The 24,790-nt window shown below is 54.6% G+C and carries 23 protein-coding genes, 6 pseudogenes and 1 other annotated feature; of the genes and pseudogenes, 11 read left to right on the top strand and 18 right to left on the bottom strand.

Annotated features, from left to right (window positions below; translation table 11 throughout):
• The first annotated feature begins 14 nt into the window (after nucleotides 1–14).
• The 4 genes and pseudogenes from bamD (at nucleotide 15) to pheA (ending at nucleotide 2,743) form a co-directional block, all read left to right on the top strand.
• Nucleotides 15–755, top strand: a complete 741-nt coding sequence (bamD, locus tag AC6I8M_RS01560) for an outer membrane protein assembly factor BamD (protein ID WP_010617139.1) — start codon at nucleotides 15–17, stop codon at nucleotides 753–755.
• A gap of 266 nt (nucleotides 756–1,021) precedes the next feature.
• A pseudogene (raiA, locus tag AC6I8M_RS01555) lies at nucleotides 1,022–1,335 on the top strand (ribosome-associated translation inhibitor RaiA).
• A 97-nt stretch (nucleotides 1,336–1,432) separates the two neighbouring features.
• Nucleotides 1,433–1,557 (top strand) — a sequence feature (Phe leader region).
• Complete coding sequence (gene pheL / locus AC6I8M_RS01550) at nucleotides 1,434–1,481, top strand: pheA operon leader peptide PheL (protein ID WP_121497579.1); 48 nt, start codon at nucleotides 1,434–1,436, stop codon at nucleotides 1,479–1,481. (Overlaps the previous feature by 48 nt.)
• Nucleotides 1,558–1,579: 22 nt before the next feature.
• On the top strand, nucleotides 1,580–2,743 hold the full coding sequence (pheA, locus tag AC6I8M_RS01545) for a bifunctional chorismate mutase/prephenate dehydratase (RefSeq protein WP_498013637.1): 1,164 nt from the start codon (nucleotides 1,580–1,582) through the stop codon (nucleotides 2,741–2,743).
• A 33-nt stretch (nucleotides 2,744–2,776) separates the two neighbouring features.
• On the opposite strand, the gene tyrA is transcribed toward pheA, so the two are convergent.
• Both tyrA and AC6I8M_RS01535 read right to left on the bottom strand, forming a co-directional pair.
• On the bottom strand, nucleotides 2,777–3,898 hold the full coding sequence (tyrA, locus tag AC6I8M_RS01540; protein ID WP_010617136.1) for a bifunctional chorismate mutase/prephenate dehydrogenase: 1,122 nt from the start codon (nucleotides 3,896–3,898) through the stop codon (nucleotides 2,777–2,779).
• 6 nt (nucleotides 3,899–3,904) lie between these two features.
• Nucleotides 3,905–4,984 (bottom strand): 3-deoxy-7-phosphoheptulonate synthase, encoded by a 1,080-nt coding sequence (locus AC6I8M_RS01535; protein ID WP_010617135.1) that lies wholly within the window; start codon nucleotides 4,982–4,984, stop codon nucleotides 3,905–3,907.
• A gap of 303 nt (nucleotides 4,985–5,287) precedes the next feature.
• On the opposite strand from AC6I8M_RS01535, the pseudogene AC6I8M_RS01530 reads away from it, so the two are divergent.
• Nucleotides 5,288–5,808, top strand: a pseudogene (locus AC6I8M_RS01530) (GNAT family N-acetyltransferase).
• Nucleotides 5,809–5,865: 57 nt separating this feature from the next.
• Here the strand turns inward: AC6I8M_RS01530 and rplS are convergent.
• From rplS to ffh, 5 genes are all read right to left on the bottom strand, one after another.
• On the bottom strand, nucleotides 5,866–6,216 hold the full coding sequence (gene rplS, locus AC6I8M_RS01525) for a 50S ribosomal protein L19 (protein WP_010617133.1): 351 nt from the start codon (nucleotides 6,214–6,216) through the stop codon (nucleotides 5,866–5,868).
• Between the two features lie 42 nt (nucleotides 6,217–6,258).
• On the bottom strand, nucleotides 6,259–7,023 hold the full coding sequence (gene trmD, locus AC6I8M_RS01520; protein WP_010617132.1) for a tRNA (guanosine(37)-N1)-methyltransferase TrmD: 765 nt from the start codon (nucleotides 7,021–7,023) through the stop codon (nucleotides 6,259–6,261).
• A 35-nt stretch (nucleotides 7,024–7,058) separates the two neighbouring features.
• Entirely contained in the window at nucleotides 7,059–7,607 is a 549-nt protein-coding gene (gene rimM, locus AC6I8M_RS01515) for a ribosome maturation factor RimM (RefSeq protein WP_010617131.1), read from the bottom strand.
• A gap of 18 nt (nucleotides 7,608–7,625) precedes the next feature.
• Complete coding sequence (gene rpsP / locus AC6I8M_RS01510; protein WP_058948919.1) at nucleotides 7,626–7,874, bottom strand: 30S ribosomal protein S16; 249 nt, start codon at nucleotides 7,872–7,874, stop codon at nucleotides 7,626–7,628.
• Between the two features lie 147 nt (nucleotides 7,875–8,021).
• A complete protein-coding gene (gene ffh, locus AC6I8M_RS01505; protein ID WP_010617129.1) occupies nucleotides 8,022–9,383 on the bottom strand; it encodes a signal recognition particle protein in 1,362 nt (453 codons plus the stop codon).
• Nucleotides 9,384–9,550: 167 nt separating this feature from the next.
• Between ffh and AC6I8M_RS01500 the strand changes: the two genes are divergently transcribed.
• A complete protein-coding gene (locus AC6I8M_RS01500) occupies nucleotides 9,551–10,345 on the top strand; it encodes a cytochrome C assembly family protein (RefSeq protein WP_010617128.1) in 795 nt (264 codons plus the stop codon).
• A gap of 13 nt (nucleotides 10,346–10,358) precedes the next feature.
• On the top strand, nucleotides 10,359–11,645 hold the full coding sequence (locus AC6I8M_RS01495; protein ID WP_498013636.1) for an HlyC/CorC family transporter: 1,287 nt from the start codon (nucleotides 10,359–10,361) through the stop codon (nucleotides 11,643–11,645).
• 57 nt (nucleotides 11,646–11,702) lie between these two features.
• On the opposite strand, the gene luxS is transcribed toward AC6I8M_RS01495, so the two are convergent.
• From luxS to AC6I8M_RS01465, 6 genes and pseudogenes are all read right to left on the bottom strand, one after another.
• Nucleotides 11,703–12,218 (bottom strand): S-ribosylhomocysteine lyase, encoded by a 516-nt coding sequence (gene luxS, locus AC6I8M_RS01490; protein WP_010617126.1) that lies wholly within the window; start codon nucleotides 12,216–12,218, stop codon nucleotides 11,703–11,705.
• A gap of 150 nt (nucleotides 12,219–12,368) precedes the next feature.
• Nucleotides 12,369–13,973 (bottom strand): glutamate--cysteine ligase, encoded by a 1,605-nt coding sequence (gene gshA, locus AC6I8M_RS01485; protein ID WP_041387197.1) that lies wholly within the window; start codon nucleotides 13,971–13,973, stop codon nucleotides 12,369–12,371.
• A 31-nt stretch (nucleotides 13,974–14,004) separates the two neighbouring features.
• Nucleotides 14,005–14,402 (bottom strand): annotated as a pseudogene (locus AC6I8M_RS01480) (YqaA family protein).
• Nucleotides 14,399–14,965, bottom strand: coding sequence for a fructose-1-phosphate/6-phosphogluconate phosphatase (gene yqaB, locus AC6I8M_RS01475; RefSeq protein ID WP_010617122.1), 567 nt, complete (start codon nucleotides 14,963–14,965; stop codon nucleotides 14,399–14,401). The pseudogene AC6I8M_RS01480 and the gene yqaB overlap by 4 nt, the downstream one beginning before the upstream one ends.
• Nucleotides 14,966–15,006: 41 nt before the next feature.
• On the bottom strand, nucleotides 15,007–15,849 hold the full coding sequence (locus tag AC6I8M_RS01470) for an IS3 family transposase (protein ID WP_022537112.1): 843 nt from the start codon (nucleotides 15,847–15,849) through the stop codon (nucleotides 15,007–15,009).
• 87 nt (nucleotides 15,850–15,936) lie between these two features.
• Nucleotides 15,937–16,161: pseudogene (locus AC6I8M_RS01465) on the bottom strand (integrase arm-type DNA-binding domain-containing protein); the annotation flags it as partial.
• Nucleotides 16,162–16,360: 199 nt separating this feature from the next.
• On the opposite strand from AC6I8M_RS01465, the pseudogene AC6I8M_RS01460 reads away from it, so the two are divergent.
• Nucleotides 16,361–17,350: pseudogene (locus AC6I8M_RS01460) on the top strand (acyl-CoA dehydrogenase family protein); the annotation flags it as partial.
• 102 nt (nucleotides 17,351–17,452) lie between these two features.
• On the opposite strand, the gene AC6I8M_RS01455 reads toward AC6I8M_RS01460, so the two are convergent.
• The gene (locus tag AC6I8M_RS01455; RefSeq protein WP_022548239.1) at nucleotides 17,453–17,962 is read right to left on the bottom strand and encodes a P-loop nucleotide/nucleoside kinase family protein; all 510 of its coding nucleotides are present in this window, start codon (nucleotides 17,960–17,962) and stop codon (nucleotides 17,453–17,455) included.
• Between the two features lie 368 nt (nucleotides 17,963–18,330).
• On the opposite strand from AC6I8M_RS01455, the gene AC6I8M_RS01450 reads away from it, so the two are divergent.
• Nucleotides 18,331–19,173, top strand: coding sequence for an IS3 family transposase (locus AC6I8M_RS01450; RefSeq protein WP_022537112.1), 843 nt, complete (start codon nucleotides 18,331–18,333; stop codon nucleotides 19,171–19,173).
• On the opposite strand, the pseudogene AC6I8M_RS01445 reads toward AC6I8M_RS01450, so the two are convergent.
• Nucleotides 19,165–19,309: pseudogene (locus AC6I8M_RS01445) on the bottom strand (LysR family transcriptional regulator); the annotation flags it as partial. The gene AC6I8M_RS01450 and the pseudogene AC6I8M_RS01445 sit on opposite strands and share 9 nt — an antisense overlap.
• 101 nt (nucleotides 19,310–19,410) lie before the next feature.
• Between AC6I8M_RS01445 and AC6I8M_RS01440 the strand changes: the two are divergent.
• Nucleotides 19,411–20,412: a bile acid:sodium symporter family protein gene (locus tag AC6I8M_RS01440; protein ID WP_022548243.1), complete on the top strand. Its 1,002-nt coding sequence runs from the start codon at nucleotides 19,411–19,413 to the stop codon at nucleotides 20,410–20,412.
• A gap of 32 nt (nucleotides 20,413–20,444) precedes the next feature.
• Here AC6I8M_RS01440 and AC6I8M_RS01435 read toward each other — a convergent pair whose 3' ends face one another.
• From AC6I8M_RS01435 to zipA, 3 genes are all read right to left on the bottom strand, one after another.
• Nucleotides 20,445–20,663, bottom strand: coding sequence for a DUF3820 family protein (locus AC6I8M_RS01435; protein ID WP_010617540.1), 219 nt, complete (start codon nucleotides 20,661–20,663; stop codon nucleotides 20,445–20,447).
• 1 nt (nucleotide 20,664) lies between these two features.
• The gene (ligA, locus tag AC6I8M_RS01430) at nucleotides 20,665–22,683 is read right to left on the bottom strand and encodes an NAD-dependent DNA ligase LigA (protein ID WP_010617541.1); all 2,019 of its coding nucleotides are present in this window, start codon (nucleotides 22,681–22,683) and stop codon (nucleotides 20,665–20,667) included.
• Between the two features lie 72 nt (nucleotides 22,684–22,755).
• Nucleotides 22,756–23,727: a cell division protein ZipA gene (gene zipA, locus AC6I8M_RS01425; protein WP_022548244.1), complete on the bottom strand. Its 972-nt coding sequence runs from the start codon at nucleotides 23,725–23,727 to the stop codon at nucleotides 22,756–22,758.
• Nucleotides 23,728–23,944: 217 nt separating this feature from the next.
• On the opposite strand from zipA, the gene cysZ reads away from it, so the two are divergent.
• Nucleotides 23,945–24,706 (top strand): sulfate transporter CysZ, encoded by a 762-nt coding sequence (cysZ, locus tag AC6I8M_RS01420; RefSeq protein WP_010617543.1) that lies wholly within the window; start codon nucleotides 23,945–23,947, stop codon nucleotides 24,704–24,706.
• Nucleotides 24,707–24,790: the final 84 nt, after the last annotated feature.

The raw sequence follows: 24,790 nt of genomic DNA, 5'->3' as shown, positions 1-24,790 counted from the left end.
ATAATCATTTCGTCATGACGCGTATGAAACATCTGGTGGCTGCTGCCACACTGAGCCTGAGCCTAGCACTGGTGGGCTGTTCCGGCTCATCGGACCCGGTCCCGGACAGCCCGCCGTCTGAAATTTACGCCACAGCGCAGCAAAAGCTGCAGGACGGTAACTTTAAAGCGGCGATTAAGCAACTGGAAGCGCTGGATAACCGTTATCCGTTTGGTCCTTACTCGCAGCAAGTGCAGCTGGATTTGATCTACGCGTACTACAAAAATACCGATCTGCCACTGGCGCAAGCCGCCATTTCCCGCTTTATGCGCCTGAACCCGACGCACCCTAACATTGATTACGTGATCTATATGAAGGGCCTGACGGACATGGCACTGGATGATTCCGCGCTGCAGGACTTCTTCGGGATCGATCGTTCCGACCGCGATCCTACCCATGCGCGTGATGCATTCCGTGACTTCTCTCAGCTACTGCGCGGCTATCCGAACTGCCAGTACGCGGCAGATGCGCAGAAACGTCTGACGTTCCTGAAAGATAGCCTGGCGAAGTATGAGCTCTCCGTGGCGCAATTCTATACCAAGCGCGGTGCCTATGTCGCCGTTGTTAATCGGGTTGAAGGTATGATGCGCGATTATCCGGACACCCAGGCCACGCGTGACGCGCTGCCGCTGATGGAAAATGCCTATCGCCAGCTGCAGCTGACGACGGAAGCCGACAAAGTCGCGAAAATCATTGCGGCGAATACAGCGTCCTGATTTTCGTGCTATTAAAAAAAGCAGCCGCTGTGGCTGCTTTTTTTGGTCAGAAAACCGTCTGATACGGGTTTTTCCGCTACGGTTAACTCATCAATCTTGCCCCTATCCCCGCTGTGCATCAAGCTTTTTTCTCCCTTTTCCCGGCCTTTCTCACAATTCGCTGGCATTGACAAAAAGTGACATTCCAATGTGATACAGATGACACATTTTCCTGATTTGCGCGGTATGCTGGTCCTACCCAGACGGAAATGACAGAGAGGTTTACTATGATTCTGAACATTACCAGCAAACAAATGGAAATCACTGCGGCTATCCGCAACCATGTCGAAGACCGTCTCGCCAAGCTGGAAAAATGGCAAACCCACCTGATAAATCCGCACATTGTGTTATCGAAAGAGCCGAAAGAATTTGTGGCCGATGCCACCATTAACACGCCAAACGGCACGCTGGTCGCCAGCGCGAAACACGATGATATGTATACGGCCATCAATGACTGGAGCGCCAGCTAAATAAAGCACAGCACAAGCCTGAAGCACGGCGCGCCACCAGCAGTGTTAAAGATTTCACCCCTGCCGGGTAATTTATCGCTTTTCAGCAACGCGCCTGCGGGCGCGTTTTTTATTGACAGCTTTTAAGCTGTGCGGTTACTCTCAGTTCACTTTATTGCCGGAATTGATCATGAAACTGCTGCCGTTCTTCTTCGCATTCTTTTTTACCTTCCCCTGATTGGGAGGCAATTCGTCGTGTGAAAATGAATGCGAAGACGAACAACAAAGCCTCCCAACCGGGAGGCTTTTTTATTGGACATTTTACAGGTGAGCCCTATGAATCCCGAGAATCCGCTGCTGGCGTTACGCGATAAGATCAGCGCCGTCGATGCCAAGCTGTTAACGCTGCTGGCTGAACGGCGCGCGCTGGCCGTTGAGGTAGCGCAGGCCAAGCTGGCCACCCATCGCCCGATTCGTGACGTCGAGCGCGAACGCGCCCTGCTGGAAAATCTCATCGCGCTGGGTAAAAAACATCAGCTGGATGCGCACTACATTACGCGCCTGTTCCAGTTAGTGATTGAGGATTCGGTGCTGACCCAGCAGGCGCTGCTGCAGAAAAACCTGAATCATCCACACGCGCACGCGCCGCGCATCGCCTTCCTCGGCCCAAAAGGCTCCTATTCGCACCTTGCCGCCCGTAAATACGCCACGCGCCACTTCGATTCGATGGTGGAGATGGGGTGTCTGAAATTCCACGACATCATTCAGCAGGTTGAAAGCGGCCAAGCGGATTACGCGGTGATGCCGATTGAGAACACCAGTTCCGGCTCGATCAATGACGTATACGATCTGCTGCAGCAAACGTCGCTGTCGATCGTCGGCGAGCTGACGATTCCTATCGAACACTGCGTGCTGGTTAGCGGTAATACCGATTTGCAGCAGATTGAAACCGTGTATAGCCATCCGCAGCCGTTCCAGCAGTGCAGCCAGTTCATCAACCGCTTCCCGCAGTGGAAAATCGAATACACCGAAAGCACGGCGGCGGCGATGGAGAAAGTAGCCGCGATGAACTCGCCGCGCGTGGCCGCGCTGGGCAGCGAAGCCGGCGGTGAGCTGTATGGTCTGCAGGTGCTGGAGCGCAACCTGGCGAATCAGCAGCAGAACCATACCCGCTTCATTGTGCTCGCGCGTAAACCGATTGAAGTCTCCAGCCAGGTGCCGGCCAAAACCACGCTGATTATGGCGACTGGCCAACAGGCCGGCGCGCTGGTTGAAGCACTGCTGGTGTTGCGTAATCACAATCTGATCATGAGCAAGCTGGAAAACCGACCAATCAACGGTAACCCATGGGAAGAGATGTTTTACATTGATGTACAGGGCAATCTGCAGTCGGAGAACATGCAGCAGGCGCTGGAAGAACTGTGCGCGCTCACGCGTTCACTGAAGGTGCTGGGCTGTTATCCCGGTGAGAACGTGGTAACGGTAGAACCGCGTCTGTAAAATAAAAAGGCATCCTCGCGGATGCCTTAATGATTACTGGCGACTGTCGTTGGCGGAGCGCAGCATGCTGCGGCTCTCAACGAGGAAGCGTTTCGCGTAGTCGCCAAACCAGTGTTCCACGCGCTCAAAGCTGTTGATGAACGCCTGTTTATCGCCCTGCTCCAGCAGCGTGATGGCTTCACCAAAACGCTGATAGTAGCGTTTAATCAGCGCCAGATTACTTTCCGACGACATGATGATGTCGGCGTACAGCTGCGGGTCCTGCGCAAACAGCCGCCCCACCATCGCCAGTTCGAGACGATAGATAGGCGAGGACAGCGCCAGCAGTTGATCCAGATTGACGTTCTCTTCCGCAAGATGCAAACCGTAAGCAAACGTGGCGAAGTGGCGCAGCGCCTGAATGAACGCCATGTTCTGATCGTGCTCAACAGCACTGATGCGGTGTAAGCGCGCGCCCCACACCTGAATCTGCTCCAGGAACCACTGATAGGCTTCCGGCTGACGGCCATCGCACCATACCACCACCTGCTTCGCCAGGCTGCCGCCATCCGGACCGAACATCGGATGCAGTCCCAGTACCGGACCACTGTGCGCCGCCAGCATCGCCTGCAGCGGACGGTTCTTCACCGACGCCAGATCCACCAGAATGCAGTCATCAGGCAGCGTTGGCAGATCGGCAATGATCTGTTCGGTCAGATGGATTGGCACGCTGATGATCACCATGCCCGCATCGTGCAGCAGTTCATCCGCGCGCGGCCAATCATCTTTATCCAGAATACGCACCTGATAGCCGGAGAGCGTCAGCATCTTCTCGAACAGACGTCCCATCTGACCGCCGCCGCCCACAATCACCACCGGACGCAGTTCAGGACACAGCGTTTTGAAGCCTTTGTCATTTTCATGCGCATAGGATTCACGCATCAGACGGCGCAGCACATCTTCGATCAGGTCCGGCGACACGCCGAGCGCTTCCGCTTCCTGACGACGTGAAGCCAGCATACTGGCCTCGCGCTCAGGTACGTAAATCGGTAAACCGTAGCGGCTTTTGACTTCGCCGACTTCGGCCACCAGCGCCAGTCGTTTCGCCAGTAGCCCCAGCAGAGCTTTATCTACTTTATCAATTTGATCGCGCAGCGCGGTCAGTTCAGCCACCATGACTCATTACACCTCGTGTGACAGACGCGCCGACAGCACTCCCCGCAGATCCCGATGGATTTCACGCAGCAAGGTTTCGGTGGTTTCCCAGTTGATGCAGGCATCAGTGACGGAAACCCCGTACTTCATCTCGCTACGCGGTTGCTCAGAGGACTGGTTGCCTTCGTGAATATTACTTTCCAGCATCAGGCCAATGATGGAGCGGTTTCCATCTTTAATCTGCGCGATAGCCGATTCGGCTACGCCAAGCTGACGGTGATAGTCTTTGTTAGAATTGCCATGGCTGCAATCTATCATTAAGGCCGGACGCAGTCCCGCTTTCAGCATCTCTTTTTCGCACTGAGCGACATCATCCGGACCGTAGTTTGGCGCTTTGCCACCGCGCAGAATCACGTGACCATCGGGGTTGCCCTGGGTTTGCAGCAGGCACACCTGACCGGCCTGGTTAATGCCGACAAAGCGGTGCGGCATCGCGGCGGCTCGCATGGCGTTGATTGCGGTGCCGAGGCTGCCATCGGTGCCGTTTTTGAAACCCACCGGCATCGAGAGGCCAGACGCCATTTCACGGTGCGTCTGCGACTCCGTGGTACGCGCCCCAATCGCCGACCAGCTAAACAGATCGCCGAGGTATTGCGGGCTATTTGGATCGAGCGCTTCGGTGGCCAGCGGCAGGCCCATCTCCACAAGATTGACCAGCAGCTGACGCGCAATGTGCAGTCCGGCTTCCATATCAAACGAGTTGTTCATGTAAGGATCGTTGATTAACCCTTTCCAGCCGACGGTGGTACGGGGTTTCTCAAAATAGACGCGCATAACGATATACAGCTGATCCTTCAACTGTGCAGAGAGTGTTTGTAACTGACGAGCGTAATCCAGTGCGGCTTCGGTATCGTGGATCGAGCAGGGACCGCACACCACCAGCAGACGCGGATCGCGACCCGCGATGATATCCGCGATGGTCTGGCGGGAAGCGGCAATTTGCGTTTCCTGCGCCGTAGTCAGCGGAAACTTCGCTTTCAGTTCCTGTGGCGTAATTAAAATCTGTTCGTCGACGATATGCACATTGTTCAGCGCGTCTTTTTGCATGATGGCGATCCTTTTTCACTCGTTATGCGGTTTTACGATCCTCACTGAGGATGTCGCTTACTTTACCACAGTGTGTAAATCATGCAATCTATGCATGTACACTTTTATTACCACCACCTTTTTTACTACACAATAAAAATCAATTTAAATATATAAATCATACATTTAATAAAATTAAACCTTGTAAACCTTACTCATCATTACTGTAAAGTTATTATTACATCCGTCTGACCAGACCAGATGTTTTTTCCTTACAATACCGCTAACATGCTGTTATCCATTTAATTAATTCAGGATCGCTTTATGTCCATCCCTGAAGTCGCGCTGCGTCCATTTATTCTGCAGGATGCCGAAGCGTTTACGCATGCCGTTAATCAGTCTCTGGGCAGCCTGCTACCGTGGATGGTATGGGCACACAAAGATTACAGCGTCGATGAAGCCGTGAACTGGATCAATTTCACCCATCTGAGCGTCAAAAAGGTGAAGCTGAAGAGTTCGCGATTGTCGATGGCAACGATCGGTTGCTGGGCGGTGCCGGCTTACGTTATGCGCGCCAGCCCGGCGAGTTCAGCGCGCTGGGCTACTGGGTTCGCAGCGAGGCGCAGCAACAGGGTGTTGCCCGCCGGGCGGTGACACAGCTGGTGAATCTGGCGTTCGCCCAGCCACACATTACTGTGCTGGAGATTCTTGCAGCAGAAGAGAATCACGCCAGCCGCGCCGTGGCCCTGCGCAGCGGCTTCTCGTTTGTGGATTACCGCTACGGGTTGATTGTGCTGGAGAGCGGTCCGGTCAACACGGCGATCTATCACCTCAGACGCCCATAAAAAAAGGGGCTGGCCTTATGGCCAACCCCTTGTTTGCTATTAACTTTGGGATGTCGCTTACGCGCCAAGACGCTCTTTAATACGAGCTGACTTACCGGTACGCTCACGCAGGTAGTACAGTTTGGCTTTACGCACAGCACCACGACGTTTGACAGTAATGCTGTCAATTACCGGAGAATAAGTCTGGAAGACACGCTCAACGCCTTCGCCGTTAGAAATCTTGCGAACAGTGAATGCAGAGTGCAGACCGCGGTTACGAATAGCGATAACCACGCCCTCGAATGCCTGCAGACGTTTCTTAGAACCTTCAACGACCCATACTTTCACTTCCACGGAATCACCCGGACGGAAGGAAGGTACGTCCTGTTTCATCTGCTCTTGTTCAAGTTGCTTGATAATGTTGCTCATAATTAAATCTCTTATCCTGGGTAAACTGATAGTCAGGGAAGATTACTCTTCCACCTCATCGTTTTGTTGCTGCTGATGTTCCCGCTGGAACTCACTTAGCAACCTTGCTTGCTCTCCAGTCAGAGCCAGGTTTTCCAGAAGTTCAGGTCTTCTTAGCCAAGTACGGCCCAGCGACTGTTTCAGGCGCCAGCGGCGAATATCGGCATGGTTGCCCGACAGCAGAACTGGCGGAACCGCCATCCCTTCGAACACTTCAGGTCGGGTATAGTGCGGGCAATCCAGCAAACCTTCCGAGAACGAATCCTCATCGGCTGACGCCTGTTTCCCCAGCACGCCAGGAATAAACCGGGCGACCGAGTCAATTAACGTCATCGCTGGCAGCTCACCGCCACTGAGCACGTAATCACCGATTGACCATTCTTCATCAATCTCAGTGTGAATCACACGCTCATCTATCCCTTCATAACGACCGCAAACCAGAATTAACTTCTGACTGGTCGCCAGTTCGCAAACGCCTTGCTGGTCAAGTTCGCGACCCTGAGGTGAAAGATAAATCACCTTAGCGCCTTCTCCCGCCGCCGCTTTCGCTGCGTGGATAGCATCCCGTAAGGGTTGCACCATCATCAACATCCCCGGTCCGCCGCCGTAAGGACGATCGTCCACGGTACGGTGCCAGTCGTGCGTGAAGTCACGTGGACTCCAGCTCTCTATGTTGAGCAGGCCATTTTTTACTGCCCGGCCAGTTACCCCGTACTCGGTAATAGCGCGAAACATCTCTGGAAACAGGCTAATAACACCAATCCACATCGCGTTCGCCGTTACGTTACCGGATCGTCCGGAGATCAAAAACCAAGATCCCAGTCTACTTCAATGGTGCCAGTAGCGAGATCGACTTTCTTGATAACCTGTTCATCAAGAAACGGTATTAACCGCTCCTGTACACCGAATGCATCTTTCAGGTTTGCCTTTACGACGAGAACGTCGTTTGAGCCGGTCTCCATCAAATCAATGACTTTACCCATCTCGTAGCCGTCGAGGTTTACCACTTTGCAACCCATCAGGTCTTTCCAGTAGTAATCACCCTCTTCCAGCGCCGGCAGCTGCGTGGAGTCAACCGTAATTTCGCAATTGGTCAACTGTGCTGCAGCGTCCCGATCGTCAATGCCTTTGACTTTGATGATCAGGTCCTGATTGTGGTGCTTCCAACCCTCAAGCTCTACCTGCTGCCATTGACCGGCGCGCTGGATAAACCAGGGTTGATAGTCGAAGATGCTTTCAGCGTGTTCAGTGGAGGAAAACACTTTGAGCCAACCCCGAATTCCGTAAGCGGCACCCATTTTGCCCAGAATGATTGGGTTAACGGGAGGCTGTGCGGCAGGTTTACTGCTCATGCTCACCACCGTGACAGATTAAGCTGCTTTTTTTGCTTCTTTGATCAGCGCGTTAACGCGATCAGAAAGCGTTGCGCCCTGGCCAACCCAGTGCTCAATACGGCCCAGATCCAGACGCAGACCTTTAGCCTGACCAGAAGCGATCGGGTTGAAGAAACCTACGCGCTCGATGAAACGACCGTTGCGAGCATTGCGGCTGTCAGTGACGACGACCTGATAGAACGGACGCTTTTTAGCGCCGTGACGTGCCAAACGAATGGTTACCATAACATCCTCTTTTCTTTAGTTAATAAAACAACCGGGCCCCATCGAGGAACGGGGCCCGGGTGCAATATAAAAAGCCCGAAAGTTTTACTCATTTTGGCGCAAAAAGCAACCTGAGTGTCTCACTTTTCTGGTTCGGGCTGTGTCGCCTTAGCGGCCGGGGAATCCTGGCGGCATCATGCCTTTCATGCCACGCATCATTTTGGCCATGCCGCCCTTCTTCATTTTCTTCATCATGCGCTGCATATCATCAAACTGCTTCAGCAGCCGGTTGACGTCCTGCACCTGCATACCGGAACCGGTGGCGATACGGCGCTTGCGCGAACCTTTGATGATCTCTGGCTTCTCACGCTCTTTACACGTCATCGAATTGATGATAGCTTCCATGCGCACCAGCACTTTGTCATCCATCTGCGATTTAACGTTATCCGGCAGCTGGCCCATGCCCGTCAGTTTGCCCATCAGGCTGGCCATGCCGCCCATGTTGCGCATCTGCTTAAGCTGCTCCAGGAAGTCGTTGAGATCAAAGCCGTCGCCGGTTTTCAGCTTCTTCGCCAGCTTTTCCGCCTGCTCGCGGTCAACTTTGCTCTCGATATATTCAATCAGCGACAGCACGTCGCCCATGCCGAGAATGCGCGATGCGATACGGTCCGGATAGAACGCTTCCAGCGCATCGGTCTTCTCGCTCATCCCCATAAATTTGATCGGTTTGCCGGTGATGTGACGAATCGACAGCGCCGCACCGCCGCGCGCATCGCCGTCGACCTTGGTCAGGATCACACCGGTGAGCGGCAGCGCTTCGTTGAATGCTTTCGCGGTATTGGCGGCATCCTGACCGGTCATGGCATCGACGACAAACAGCGTTTCAACCGGATTGATCGCGGCATGCACCTGCTTGATCTCATCCATCATCGCTTCGTCAACGTGCAGACGGCCGGCGGTATCCACAAGCAGCACATCGTAGAACTGCAGTCGGGCTTCTTTCAGCGCATGGTTAACGATATCAACCGGTTTCTGGCTGGGATCGGATGGACAGAAATCCACGCCGACCTGCTGCGCCAGGGTTTCCAGCTGTTTGATCGCTGCCGGGCGATAGACGTCCGCAGACACGACCAGCACCTTTTTCTTGTGCTTTTCGCGCAGGAATTTACCGAGCTTACCTACGCTGGTGGTTTTACCTGCACCCTGCAGGCCCGCCATCAGCACCACGGCCGGCGGCTGAGCATTAAGGTTCAGCGCGTTATTTTCGGCCCCCATCGCCGCAACAAGTTCGTTGCGCACGATTTTGATGAACTCCTGACCCGGCGTCAAGCTTCTGTTTACATCCTGACCCACCGCGGCTTCTTTCACGCGGTTGATGAAATCGCGCACTACCGGCAGCGCAACGTCGGCCTCCAGCAGCGCCATACGCACTTCGCGCAGCGTATCTTTGATGTTGTCTTCGGTCAGCCTTCCGCGGCCACTGATATTGCGCAGGGTTTGCGACAAACGATCGGTTAAATTATCAAACATGCTCTCTCACTTATATAGTGTAGCGAGGTCGCCAGGGCGACACAATGCGGCGGATTATAACACGAAGCCAGGCCGATCTCTGCAATTGACCGTGAGATCGTTTGGAGCCTGCTGCCGCTGGCGCTATACTGCTTTTTTCCTTATCTGACCGACACCTGAAAGGATCTATGTTCGTTTTCGCGATCGTGGCGCTGTTCGCCTACTCTCTCAGTCTTGCATTGATCATTCCCAGCCTGCTGAAACGCAACAGCGGCTGGCGGCGTTTTGCCGTGTTATCAGCCTGCGTGGCGCTGATTGCCCATGCGGTAGCGCTGCAGCAACGCATATTTGCCGTCGATAATGGACAAAACCTTAGCCTGCTGAATATTGGTTCGCTGGTCAGTTTGCTCATCTGCGCCATCATGACTATCGTCGCGTCGCGCAATCGCGGCTGGCTGCTGCTGCCGATTGTTTACAGTTTTGCGCTGATCAATCTGGCTTTTGCCACCTTTGTGCCAAACGCCTTTATCACCCATCTTGAGACCACGCCTGGCATGATGGTGCACATCGGTCTGTCGCTGTTTGCCTATGCCACACTGATCATCGCGGCGCTGTATGCGCTGCAGCTGGCGTGGATCGACTATCAGTTAAAGAACAAAAAGCTGACGTTCACCCAGGATATGCCGCCGCTGCTCAGCATCGAGCGTAAGATGTTCCACATCACGCAGATCGGCGTGGTACTGCTGACGCTGGTGTTGTGCACCGGCCTGTTCTTTATGAATAACCTGTTTAGCCCGGAAAACATTGATAAGGCGGTGCTGTCGATTATCGCCTGGTTTGTCTATATCGTGCTGCTGTGGGGCCACTATCATGAAGGCTGGCGCGGTCGCCGTGTGGTGTGGTTCAACTGCGGCGGTGCGCTGCTGCTGACCATGGCCTATTTCGGCAGCCGCGTTCTGCAGCACCTGCTCACCTCTCACTAAAGTAATTTTTGCGTTGGAACATGTTTCAACCACCACGCTCATTGTCACGCTGATCATTATGGTGCTGGTCTCAGCCTACTTCTCTGGTTCAGAGACCGGCATGATGACGCTCAACCGCTACAAACTGCGCCACAAAGCCAAAAGCGGCAACCGCAGCGCGCGCCGCGTTGAGAAACTGCTGCGCCGCCCCGACCGGCTAATCAGCCTGGTGCTGATTGGCAACAACCTCGTGAATATCCTCGCCTCAGCGCTCGGCACCATTGTGGGTATGCGCCTGTACGGCGATGCCGGCGTGGCCATCGCCACTGGCGTGCTGACCTTCGTGGTGCTGGTGTTTGCCGAAGTGCTGCCTAAAACCATCGCGGCGCTTTATCCGGAAAAAGTCGCGTATCCCAGCAGCTTTCTGCTGACGCCGCTGCAGTACGTGATGCTGCCGCTGGTGTGGCTGCTCAATACCATTACCCGCATTCTGATGCGCATGGTGGGCATCAAGACCGAAGGATCGATTAACTCCGCACTCAGCAAAGAAGAGCTGCGCACCATCGTGTATGAGTCCCGCTCTCTGATGTCGCGCCGCAACCAGGACATGCTGCTGTCGGTGCTGGACCTTGAGAAGGTCAACGTTGACGACATCATGGTGCCGCGCAATGAGATCGTCGGCATCAATATCAACGATGAGTGGAAGTCGATCGAGCGTCAGCTCAGCAACTCACCGCATAGCCGTATTGTGCTGTTCCGCGACTCACTGGACGATAGCGTCGGGATGCTGCGCGTGCGTGAAGCGTGGCGCATGATGACCGAGAAAAAAGAGTTCAATAAAGAGCGACTGCTGCGCGCTGCCGATGAAATCTACTACGTGTCGGAAGGTACGCCTCTTAACGTGCAACTGGTAAAATTCCAGCGCAATAAGAAGAAAGTGGGGCTGGTGATCGATAAGTACGGCGATATCAAAGGACTGGTTACCATCGAAGATATTCTGGAAGAGATCGTTGGCGACTTTACCACCTCAATGTCACCGTCACTGGCCGAAGAAGTGATGCCGCAAAACGACGGTTCGGTGCTGATTGAAGGCAGCGCCAACGTGCGGGAAATCAATAAGGCGTTCAACTGGACGCTGCCGGAAGAGGAAGCGCGCACCATCAACGGTATGCTGCTGGAAGCGCTGGAAGAGATCCCCCTGATGGACACGCAAGTACAGGTTGGCCATTACGACATTGATATTCTTGATGTGCAGGACAACATGGTGAAGCAGGTGCGCATTACGCCGCATCAGCCGCTGAAAGCGGCCATCGGTTCCTGAGACGATAAAAACAAAACGCCGCGATAATCGCGGCGTTTTTTATGGCTGAAGCGGCAACTAGAGTTGCAGCTCTTTCAGCTTTTCAGCCGGCAGCTTCAGATCTTCGTTACGGTTGACGCCAATGTCGTGCGCCAGCACGTTACGCGCAATCTGCTGCGCTTCGTCCAGCGAGTGCAGCTTGTAGCTGCCGCACTGGTATTCGTTCAGTTCCGGAATCTGGTTCTGATCTTTTACCTTCAGCACATCTTCCATCGCGCCTTTCCACGCTTTTGCCACGCGCTGCTCGTCTGGCGTACCAATCAGGCTCATATAGAAGCCGGTGCGGCAGCCCATCGGTGAGATATCGACGATTTCAACGCCGTCGCCGTTGAGGTGGTTACGCATGAAGCCCGCGAACAGGTGCTCCAGCGTGTGGATGCCGCGCTCGGTCAGGATGTCGATATTCGGACGGCAGAAACGCAGATCGAAAACGGTGATGGTATCGCCATGCGGAGTGTTCATGGTCTTCGCCACGCGTACCGCTGGCGCGCCCATGATGGTGTGATCAACAGTAAAACTATCCAGTAGTGGCATACGTCACCTCCTGTTTTGAGATTTTTTTTAAAACGATGAAACTTTTCTGTTCGCCCAACGTCTGAATATATGAAAGACACGCATTTGTTATCATCATCCCTGACAACAAAGATGTTAATTTAGGCCACAGTGATGTGGCCATTTTCTTTTCTAGCCTTCGCGACCTGCCAGATAGCTGGCAAAATCCAGTGTATCACTCTGCTCCAACTGCTGCTGTTTCAGCACCGATTCCTGCGCCTGACGGCTAAAATCGGCTTCGGTGAGAATTTCCAGCGGCTCTTCGCACAGCAGATGACGATACTGCTCGGCCAGCGCCACGCCGGCTCCGGTCAAACCCTGCTCTTTAATGGCTTGCAGAATGCGCGCCGAATAGGTTAGCTCAGGATCGTCAAACGACGCTACCAGTTGATCGCAAACCTGTTGATATTGCGTGCTGCCGTCGTTGCTATTCAGCACTTCAGCCACCCGGCGCAGGTCGGCAAACAGCGCTTTACCGACATCAACCAGCAGATGTTCCGTATCACTGCAGCCCACGCCGATCACCTGACCAAGCTTGCGCCCTTCCAGCACCACGCGGTTCCAGTTTTTCCGGCTGCACAGCAGCTCATGCGCGCTCATCTCCGGCGCATCGGCCAGCGTACACCAAATCAGGAACAGATCGAGGAAACGCGCCTGATCGGCATCCACACCGATGGCAGAGAACGGGTTGATGTCCAGTGAACGCACTTCAATGTACTCAATGCCGCCGCGCAGCAGCGCATCAGACGGCGCCTCACCAGAACGGGTAACGCGTTTCGGACGAATCGGCGCGTACAGTTCGTTTTCAATCTGCAGCACGTTGGTATTGAGCTGCAGCCAGTTACCTTCGGCATCTTTGGTGCCCATCGCCGCATATTCGGCAGACGGCGTTTTGATAGCCGCTTTCAGCGCAGCGACATACCCTTCCAGCGAGTTGAAGGTAATGCCCAGCCCGCTTTGGGATTTATTGGTGTAACCCAGATCGCTCAGGCGCAGCGAAGTGGCGTACGGCAGCCACAGGGTGCCATCACCGTTGGTTTCGAACGGCAGCTTGCTTTCCCGCCCCTGCAGGAACGAGGAGCAGATGGCCGGCGAGGCGCCAAACAGGTAAGGAATCACCCAGCCGTAGCGATAGTAGTTGCGAATCAGGCGCAGATAGCCCGCCGAAATGGTCTCTTTGCCGCTTTCAGCATCTTTGACATCAGCCCACTCCTGCCAGAACGACAGCGGCAGCGAGAAGTTGTAGTGCACGCCAGAAATAATCTGCATCAGCGCGCTATAGCGGTTTTTCAGCCCCTGACGATACAGAGTTTTCATTTTGCCGATATTGGAGCTGCCGTACTGCGCCAGCTCAATGTTGGCCACATCCTCAACATAGCCCGGCATACTGAACGGCCACATGCGCTCTTCGCCCAGCTCGCGCGCCACGTGACGGTGGATGTCGCGCAGAAACGCCAGGGAGCGATCGATGTTTTGATCCACCGGGGTGATGAACTCCAGCAGCGTTTCAGCAAAATCGGTGGTAATCCAATCGTGCTTCAGCGCTGAACCCAGCGATTCAGGGTGGCCAGTGGTAGCCAGATGACCGTTCGGCTGGACGCGTAGTGTTTCACGTTCAATGCCACGGCCGATACCCTTTAACGCGTCGGGATGCGCTTCCAGCCAAGAGAGCGCTTTTGATACGTCCGGGATCACATTAACCTCCCGCTGTGTGAATAATTTATTTTTGTTCAGCATAATGTTAACCGTAGCCTCGAATCTGTGCGAATCAATGCCACCATTGCATACCTTGTAAAGTGGCGGTCGCGATAACGATATAACGCAGCGTTTTACCCAGGGCGAGAAACAGCACGTAGGGCAGCCAAGAGAAGCGAAACCACCCTGCGAGCACGCAGAGTAAATCGCCCACCACTGGCAGCCAGCTAAACAGCAGCGCTGCGGGTCCCCATCGTTGTAGCCACGTCATTGCTGTATCATGCCATCGCCCCTGCCCTGTTGCTGGCATCAGGCGACCAAGAAGAATGTTGGTCAGGCCGCCCAGCGTGTTTCCCACTCTTTCTGGGCGATCAATAACGCAATCAGCACCGCTTCTGAGCTGCCCGGAAGCAGCGTTGCACTCAGAAAGCTACTGCCGAATAACGATCCATACGTCAGAAATTCATTCACAGTAAACGGACATCAACCACATCCATGCCCGCCGCTTTAGCCGCCTGCACGCCAAAGTCAGCATCCTCGAATACCACGCAGCGCGCAGGCGCAACGCCCATCAGCTCTGCACAGCGTAAGAAGGTATCAGGCTGCGGCTTATGACGCTGGACATCGTCCGCGCCGACTACCGCATCAAACAGATGATAAACGTTGAGCGCTTCCAGCAGCGCTTTGGCTAAGCTGTGTTCGCTGCCGGTGCCAACCGCCATCGGACGGCGACCGTGATAGGCTTTGACCACCTGCATCAGCGGCAGCGGACGTACGTCTTCCAGCAGCATCGCTTTCAGCGCCGCTGTTTTCTCTGCCGCCAGCTGATGCGGATCGTGCTGCGCCTGATTCTGTTCCAGAATGTAGCGGGCCAGTTGCCAGGTGGGTGCCCCGTTGAATGCCAACATCTTTGCTTCGTCCATGGTGAAACCATAGCGGCTCAGCACCTGCTGCCAGGCTTTTCGATGTGTCGGCTCGGTATCAAGAATGGTGCCGTCCATATCGAAAATCAGGGCGTCATAGTGGTCGTACATTGTGTACTCCATTAACACCACAAAATGAGACATTTGAGTGTTCAACTAAAACTGGCCACCGCTTTAGAGTTTTTCCAGTATCGGTTTTCCGATTCGTTTGGGGGTAACCCACCGTTATAGTCATGCGGCCTTAGCGAGCTGTAATATCCGACGATATAGTCTGTGATCGCATGTGCAGCTTCGCTAAAGTTTATATAACCTGTCACTGGCACCCACTCGTTTTTCAGACTTCTGAAGAAGCGTTCCATCGGGCTGTTGTCCCAACAGTTTCCACGTCGGATCATACTCTGCCTGATCCGGCAACGCCACAGTAACTGCCTGCTTGTATAGTGGCTACCCTGGTCACTGTGGAACATCGCTCCGGCTGGTTTACCGCGAGTTTCCCACGCCATTTCCTGCGCTTTGATGGTCAGCCTGCTGTCCGGTGAGAATGACATTGCCCAGCCTACCGGTTTCCTTGCCAACAGATCGAGAACAACAGCGAGGTAAGCCCAACGCCTGCCTGTCCAGATGTACGTCACATCGCCGCACCACACCTGATTAGGCTCTGTCACTGCGAACTGTCGCTCAAGGCGATTCGGGATAACGATGTGTTCATGACCACCACGTTTATACCGGTGGGTAGCCTTTTTTAATATGTCGTTTTCCATTTCAATACGTTGTAGCTTTTTCTTCAGCTCGCGTATTTCAATCTGTTCCGGGGTTATAGGGGAGGCTTTAGGTATTTTGCCCTGTCGTTCATCCCGCAACTGTTTTCCCCATCGCGTCATGGTAGAAAGACCCACATCCATAGCATTGGCCGCAGCTGCAACGGTGTAGTTCTGATCAAGGACCAGTTGAGCGGCTTCGCGTTTAAACTCTGCGCTGAAATTTCTTTTTTTCATTATGGCACCTGTGTTGTTCTGAGGTAAGCATATCACCTCTGTTCAGGTGGCCAAATTTAGTGTGCCACTTCAGTGGATCAATGTCTTTCTGAGTTTACGCGCATCAGAAAGTGAGACGGCAGGGTAAGCACCGAAGCTTTGTTTGGTTCGCTGCCTAGTCAAAGGCCGATAGTAACGGAATTGCCAGAGTTTACTACCGCTGGACTTGATTAGCAGAGTCAGCCCGTCTCCGTCATACAACTGATAATCGGCATCCTTAGGTTTAGCGGCTTTGATTTCCGTATCGGTTAACGGCTTGGTTTTTCTTGCCATGGGGAGTCTCCATGCGTTTAGGCCCAACGAAAACAATAGAGCTTTTCGTTGGGCCTATCAATGGGCCGAAAAGGTTCGGATTTAATTAGTTGGCATCAGACTTCGCGGGACAAATTGAGGGCCCAAAAAAGCCTGCAGGGCTTGTGCCATACGGGCTCTTAGGACTTCATCGGATGACTCTGGTAATCACCGATGGGGGCTGGCGGAAGCGGATTCCAACCTGCCGCAGGCGCTGCGCGCGCACTTTGCTTTTGTCGAGGACCGGCTCAACCAGCCGGACAATGCGGAGCGCGATACCTGGTTTCGCCGCTTTGTTGATGGCGAGCTGGTGGGCAGCGGCTGGACGGAGATCGGCAACGTCAGGCTGGGCGACGTGATCACCCGCGTTACGCCTGCCGCCAATGGCTGGACGCTGAATGGTGAGAAGTTTTACAGCACCGGTGCGCTGTTCGCCGACTGGATAGATGCTTACGCGCGCCGCGATGACAATCAGGGTGACGTGATCGCGCTGGTGAATACGCATCAGCCGGGCGTCACGCGCGAAGATGACTGGGACGGATTTGGCCAGCGCCTGACCGGCAGCGGCACGACGCGCTTCGAGCACGCGCATGTGGAGACGCAGCACGTGTATGATTTTGCCACGCGCTTCCGCTATCAAACCGCGTATTACCAGCATGTGTTGCTGGCGACGCTGGCGGGCATTGCGCGCGCGGTCGCGCGAGACGGCGCGGCAGCCGTTGCCGCACGCAACCGCGTTTACAGTCACGGCAACGGGGCTGCCTCGCGGCAGGATGCGCAGGTGCTGCAGGTGGTGGGCGAGATCACCAGTCTGGCATTTGCCGTCGAAGCCACGGTGATTCGCGCTACCCATTCACTGCAATCAGCGTATGAAGCGCACGTCAGTGCCGATGAAGCGGCCATTGCAGCCATCAACAACCTGGCAGAAGCCGAGGCCGGACAGGCGCAGGTGATCGCCAGCGAGCTGGTGCCGCGTGCCACCACCGAATTGTTCAATGCGCTTGGCGCGTCGGATAGGCGCGTCAGCAAAGCGCTGGATCGTCACTGGCGCAATGCGCGCACCGTCTCGTCGCATAATCCGGTGATCTACAAAGCGCGTGACATTGGTGACTGGAAAGTCAACGGCACGCCGCCAACCGGCATCTGGCAAATCGGCAGGGGAGAGGGGTAACCAGCCTTGATGAGCAAACGGCGCCGTTATCGGGCGCCGTTTAATGGCGGAGAATCCGGCTGCGTCATGGAATTGGCACGTCATAAGCCGCAACCCGGCGGCTTAATATCTGTATTCGATAATATCGAAACCTTCATCAGCCGCCGGCGCTGAGAAATAACGGCTTATGATTTCAAACTGTTCATCTGAAGCGGCAAAATCGTGAGTGCATGCTGCATTGCGGGCACGTAATCGGCTTTTACACACCTCATCAGGGACTCTAAGAAAATGCAGGTGGTTAGCAGCACCTGATTCTTTAATGATACTCATCATCCATTCACGACTGGCGGGTGTACTAGCCGGAAAATCCAGTACTACCGACATCCCCGCATTAAGTAATGACACCAGATGCGGTTTCATGGCATTTCTGAGCTTAGAGGAATACTGCACGTAATCCGCGACCGAGTGCATTTCATCGGCATAGAGTGCCGCAAGCCAGCGATCCTCACTGATAATGATAGTGTGCGGCGCAGCGCCTGATTTTGCGGATAACGTGGATTTACCTGACGCAATTTTTCCACATAACAGGTGAAGCGTGGGATTTTCAGATGATGCGGCATCGGTGGTGTTCATGGCTGACCTCACAGGTTGATTACCGGTAAGGCCCGCCTTACCGGCGGGAAAATGGCAAACGTTATCCCACCTGAGCGTGCAAGGTGATAATAATGATTGCGGAAGGCAGGGCTGAGCAAGTTTTCATCGTTTTAAACTAACAGGTTAAGTCTCAATAATCACCTAGTGTTTTGCTTTAGCTATGATGTCAGCGTGTTGCAAATAGCGGACATCGCAGGGGGTAAGTCCGCTTTGTGCCAGGATCGGAAATTGTTAACATCAATATGCATCAATCTGTGGGGAGCAGGTCATAACTGTGAAGTGGCACACTAAATTTGGCCACCTGAACAGAGGTGATATGCTCACCTCAGAACAACACAGGTGCCATAATGAAAAAAAGAAATTTCAGCGCAGAGTTTAAACGCGAAGCCGCTCAACTGGTCCTTGATCAGAACTACACCGTTGCAGCTGCGGCCAATGCTATGGATGTGGGTCTTTCTACCATGACGCGATGGGGAAAACAGTTGCGGGATGAACGACAGGGCAAAATACCTAAAGCCTCCCCTATAACCCCGGAACAGATTGAAATACGCGAGCTGAAGAAAAAGCTACAACGTATTGAAATGGAAAACGACATATTAAAAAAGGCTACCCACCGGTATAAACGTGGTGGTCATGAACACATCGTTATCCCGAATCGCCTTGAGCGACAGTTCGCAGTGACAGAGCCTAATCAGGTGTGGTGCGGCGATGTGACGTACATCTGGACAGGCAGGCGTTGGGCTTACCTCGCTGTTGTTCTCGATCTGTTGGCAAGGAAACCGGTAGGCTGGGCAATGTCATTCTCACCGGACAGCAGGCTGACCATCAAAGCGCAGGAAATGGCGTGGGAAACTCGCGGTAAACCAGCCGGAGCGATGTTCCACAGTGACCAGGGTAGCCACTATACAAGCAGGCAGTTACTGTGGCGTTGCCGGATCAGGCAGAGTATGATCCGACGTGGAAACTGTTGGGACAACAGCCCGATGGAACGCTTCTTCAGAAGTCTGAAAAACGAGTGGGTGCCAGTGACAGGTTATATAAACTTTAGCGAAGCTGCACATGCGATCACAGACTATATCGTCGGATATTACAGCTCGCTAAGGCCGCATGACTATAACGGTGGGTTACCCCCAAACGAATCGGAAAACCGATACTGGAAAAACTCTAAAGCGGTGGCCAGTTTTAGTTGAACACTTTACTTCCAGCTCTTTAATGCTGTGACTGACAGCCGACTGGCTCAGCCCAATCGCCTGCCCTGCCTGGCTGAAACTGCCGTGCTGCGCCACAGCGCACAAAGGTGCGCAGCTGTCGTAAGTTGTAATTCATCGATTGCTCTCATAGATTAATGCAATAAATCAATTTTATTTCTAAACGCGACTGACGCACAATCAGCAGCATCATTTATTACATTTAACCGGATTGTAACAATGGGCTTTTTACGACTTGACCCCATGATAGTTAAACTCATCATCACCGTGCTGCTGGCCAGCTTCTTCCCGGCCAAAGGCGGGTTTGTCGATTTCTTCGAATTCCTGACCACCGCGGCCATCGCCCTGCTGTTCTTCATGCACGGTGCCAAACTGTCGCGCGAGAAGATCATCGCTGGCAGCAGCCACTGGCGGCTGCATCTATGGATTATGTGCAGTACCTTCGTTATTTTCCCGCTTCTTGGCCTGCTGCTGGTGTGGTGGCATCCGGTCAACGTCGGCGCGGAGATTTACACCGGTTTCCTGTACCTGTGTATCCTGCCGGCGACGGTGCAGTCCGCGATTGCTTTCACCTCCATGACGGGCGGTAACGTTGCCGCGGCGGTGTGTGCTGCCTCCGCCTCCAGTCTGCTGGGCGTATTTATTTCGCCGCTGCTGGTTAACCTAGTGATGAATGTGCACAGCGATGCGCCGGGTAACGGCCTCGAGCAGATTGGTAAAATCATGCTGCAGCTGCTGGTGCCCTTTATGCTGGGCCACCTGTCACGCCGCTGGATTGGTGGCTGGGTGGAGAAGCATCGCAGCCTGATTGGCAAAACCGATCAAACCTCGATTCTGCTGGTGGTCTATTCGGCGTTCAGTGAAGCGGTGGTTAACGGCATCTGGCATCGCGTCGGCGTTGATACCCTGCTGTGGATTCTGGCTGGCAGCCTGCTGATTCTGTTCGTCGCACTGGCGATCAACCTTGGCGCTTCCCGGCTGTTTGGCTTTAGCCGTGCGGATGAGATTGTGGTGCTGTTTTGCGGCTCGAAAAAAAGCCTGGCAAACGGCGTGCCGATGGCCAACATTCTGTTCCCGGCCAGCGCAGTGGGGATTATTGTCCTGCCGCTGATGATCTTCCATCAGGTCCAGCTCATGGTGTGCTCGTTCATTGCCCAGCGCTATAAAGCCGACAATGAGAAGAAGCTGGCTAAGCAACAGATTGAAGCGCAGAAGTCATAAAAACATCAGGCCCGCAATCGCGGGCCTGTCACTTATTCACTACGCTTTAGCGGTTTAACTAAGCCCTGTAAGCCTTCGATTTTGATCGCCAGCGTCAGCTGCATCAGCTCACCCAGTTTGCCGGCGGGAAACTCATTCTTACGCGCAAACCACAGCAGATACTCTTCCTGCACATCGATCAGCATCCGTCCTTTATATTTGCCAAACGGCATTGCGGTATTGGCAATTTCAACCAGCTGCTGCTTATCCATCTCAGGCGCCCAGTAACCGAATCATCTCGGCTTCATCGATCACCTCAATCCCCAGCTCCTGCGCTTTTGCCAGCTTGGAACCGGCGGCCTCACCGGCGATCAGCAAATCGGTTTTTTTCGATACGCTACCGCTGACTTTGGCCCCCAGCGCCGTCAGCCGCGCTTTGGCATCGTCACGGTTCATCTGCGACAGCGAGCCCGTCAGTACCACAGTTTTACCGGCGAACGGGCTGTCAATCTCTTCGGCTTTGACCACCACCACCGCCGGCCAGTGCACGCCCACCTCATCCGTCAGCTGGCGGATCACTTCGCGGTTGCTCTCCTCTTCCATGAAGTTGCGCACGTGCGCTGCCACTACTTTGCCGACGTCCTGTACCGCGATCAGCGCATCGAGATCGGCGTTCATGACCTTTTCCAGCTCGCCAAAATGGTTCGCCAGGTTGGCCGCCGTTGCCTCGCCCACTTCGCGGATGCCGAGCGCATACAGGAAGCGCGGCAGCGTGGTGAGTTTGGCTTTTTCCAGCGCGTCCACCACGTTTTGCGCCGATTTGGGCCCCATGCGATCCAGTCCGGTCAGCTTGCCAGCGGTGAGACGGAACAGGTCGGCCGGGGTTTTGACGTACTCTTTTTCCACCAGCTGATCGATAATTTTATCGCCCATGCCGTCCACGTCCATCGCACGGTGTGAGACAAAGTGCTTTAGCGCCTCTTTACGCTGCGCTCCGCAAATCAGCCCGCCGGTACAGCGCGTTACGGCTTCGCCTTCCACACTCTCTACGTCAGAACCGCAAACCGGACAGTGGCTGGGGAACACAATCTCGCGCGCATCCGCCGGACGCTCGGATTCCACCACGTTGACCACCTGCGGAATCACGTCACCGGCGCGACGAATCACCACTTTGTCGCCGATACGCAGCCCCAGCCGGGCGATTTCATCGGCGTTATGCAGCGTCGCATTACTGACTATTACGCCCGCGACCTGCACTGGTTCGAGGCGCGCCACCGGCGTAATCGCCCCGGTACGTCCGACCTGAAACTCAACGTCGCGCACCACCGTCATCTGCTCCTGCGCCGGGAACTTGAATGCCACCGCCCAGCGCGGTGCGCGGGCTACAAAGCCCAGCTGCTCCTGCAGCGCCTGCGAGTCGACTTTGATCACCACGCCGTCAATATCAAAGCCGAGTGACGGACGGTCCTGCTCAACCTGACGATAAAATGCCAGTACTTCATCCGCGGTGTGCACCAAGCGAATCCGGTCGCTGACCGGTAATCCCCAGGCCTTAAACTGTTGCAGACGCTGCCAGTGGCTGGCAGGCATTTCGCCGCCCTCTAGCAGGCCAAAGCCGTAGCAGAAGAAGGTCAGCGGACGTTTCGCGGTGATACGCGGATCGAGCTGGCGCAGCGAGCCGGCCGCCGCATTACGCGGGTTGGCAAACACTTTGCCGCCGGTACGTCGCGCTTCCTCATTCAGCTTCTCAAAGCCACTTTCGGTCATAAATACTTCGCCGCGCACTTCTACCCGCGCCGGAATATTGTCGCCGTGCAGGCGCAGCGGAATGGCGTGAATGGTGCGCACGTTTGCCGTGATGTTTTCGCCGGTGGTGCCATCGCCGCGCGTGGCGGCACGCACCAGCAGGCCGTTTTCATACAGTAAACTTACCGCCAGACCATCCAGCTTCAGCTCGCAGCAATAGGTGAGATTGTCAGTGCTTTTTAGGCGATCCTGCATGCGCTTATTGAAGGCAAGAAATCCGGCTTCATCAAAGGTGTTATCGAGCGACAGCATCGGCACTTCATGGCGCACCTGTTCAAAGGTGGCAAGCGGTGCCGCGCCCACGCGCTGAGTGGGAGAATCCGGGGTGATTAAATCGGGATGCGCGCTCTCCAGCTCACGCAGTTCGCGCATCAATCGGTCATATTCTGCATCCGGGATTTCCGGCGTATCCATCACGTGATAGAGGTATTCGTGGTGGCGTAACGTGGTGCGCAGCGCGGTGATCTGCTCCTGAACCGATGTCATATTCTCTCGTCCGATAAAAAACCCCCGGCAAGCGGGGGTTATTTAGTTAAAGGGTGATACTGCTGGCGGCGCTTAGCCAATAACCTCGCGGATGCGTGCTTTGTAGGTTTCCAGCTTTTGTGGTGTCATCATGCGATGCTCATCATCCAGCACCACTCCACCGACATCATCGGCGATGCGCTGTGCCGATTGCAGCATCAGCTTAAAGTTCTGATTGGCGTCACCGTACGACGGCACCATCATAAAGATCGAGACGCCCGGCGTGGTGAAATCGCCCATTTCATCCGGATTGAACGAACCCGGTTTGACCATGTTCGCTAGGCTGAACAGCACCGGACCGCTGCCGGCCGGGCTGAGATGGCGATGGAAAATGTTCATTTCACCAAACTGGAAGCCGGCCTGCAGAATGCCCTGCAGCAGCGCTTCACCGTTCAGTGCGCCACCGGCATGCGCGGCAACGTGCAACACCAGCACCGCTTCTTTTTTACTGCCCGGCGCAGCGGGCTGCGGTGCAGCTTCCTGCACAGGCGCAGGATCAGGTTGTTTAACCTCAGGTTTGGCGGCGCTGAACTCCGGTGCCGGCTGGGTGGCGGACAGCGGTTCATTATCCAGCAACGGATCGGCCTGAATCGGTTGTGGCTGTGGCTGCGCCACCGGCGCCTGCGGTTGTGGCGCAGGTGCAGGCTGACGTACCGGCTCATCGTCCAGCAGCGGATCGCCGCTTAACGGCGTTTCCTGGCGTGGGAACGACTGGCGCACCGGTTCCGGCGCACGCGGAGCAGCAGGTTTGGTGACCGGCGCATCGAACTGCGGCTCGTCTTCGGCATCACGCTGACGACGCACGCGTACTTCGCCGACGCCATCGTCTTCGCTGTTCAGCAGATCATCGTCATCCTCTTCTTCACGCTGTTTCAGACGTTTGTGCGGGCGATCGCGAAACACGGAAGAGCGCTCTTTACGGCTGGTCCACAGTCCGTGAAGAAGCAACGCTATTATGGCGATCGCGCCAACAACGATTAATATCAGACGCAAATCCTGCATCATTGTATTCTCTGTTGTTCCAATACCTTGCCACCACGGCAAACTTTATCCTCTAACTGTATTTGCCCAGCTACACAAGTGCAAGTCTGTGCAGTATTTTCTGACAAATGAGATAGCTGCCCCACGCTTTTTTGGTGTTTTTTCGCGCAAAGTGCGCCTGTCACCGATAAAAAGCTAGGTTATGATGTTGGCGCCGCTACATAAAGGAGAAAGGCTCGCTATGCCCGCTGAGAATTCGGTCTCATCCATGAATGGTATTCATTATTTTGCCCAAGGCTGGAAACTGGTGCGTCTGCCCGGTATCCGCCGCTACGTCATCATCCCGCTGCTGGTGAACATTGTGCTGCTGGGCGGTGCGTTTATCTGGCTGTTTCAGCGCCTCGGCCAGTGGATTCCCCAGCTGATGTCACACGTGCCGGACTGGCTGCAGTGGCTGAGCTATCTGCTGTGGCCACTGTCGGTGATTTCGATTGTGCTGGTATTCAGCTATTTCTTCTCCACCATCGCCAACTGGATTGCCGCGCCGTTTTGCGGCCTGCTGGCGGAGCAGCTGGAAGGGCGTCTGACCGGAAAACCCCTGCCGGACAGTGGCTGGCTCGGAATGATGAAAGACATCCCGCGCATCATGAAGCGCGAGTTACAGAAGCTCGGCTACTATTTGCCGCGCGCGCTGGGCCTGCTGCTGCTCTATTTTATCCCCGGCTTTGGCCAGACCGTGGCGCCGGTGTTGTGGTTTCTGTTTAGCGCCTGGATGCTATCGATACAGTATTGCGACTATCCGTTCGACAACCACAAAGTTAGTTTTCCTCAGATGCGTAACGCGCTGCGTCAGCATAAAACCGCCAATATGCAGTTTAGCGCGCTGGTCAGTCTGTTCACTATGATCCCGATCCTCAATCTCGCCATCATGCCGGTCGCGGTATGCGGCGCGACCTCTATGTGGGTCGATCGCTACCGCAGCCAGCATGCGCGTCATCTATAATGCATCAAAAAGCCTTATGCATTTTTGCATCAGGCTTATGGTCGCAGGCTATATAGATATACGATTTCTTTCCTTCCGCCGGGG

The organism is Type-A symbiont of Plautia stali (assembly GCF_059731155.1).
This window is presented reverse-complemented; position numbering and strand designations above follow the sequence as displayed.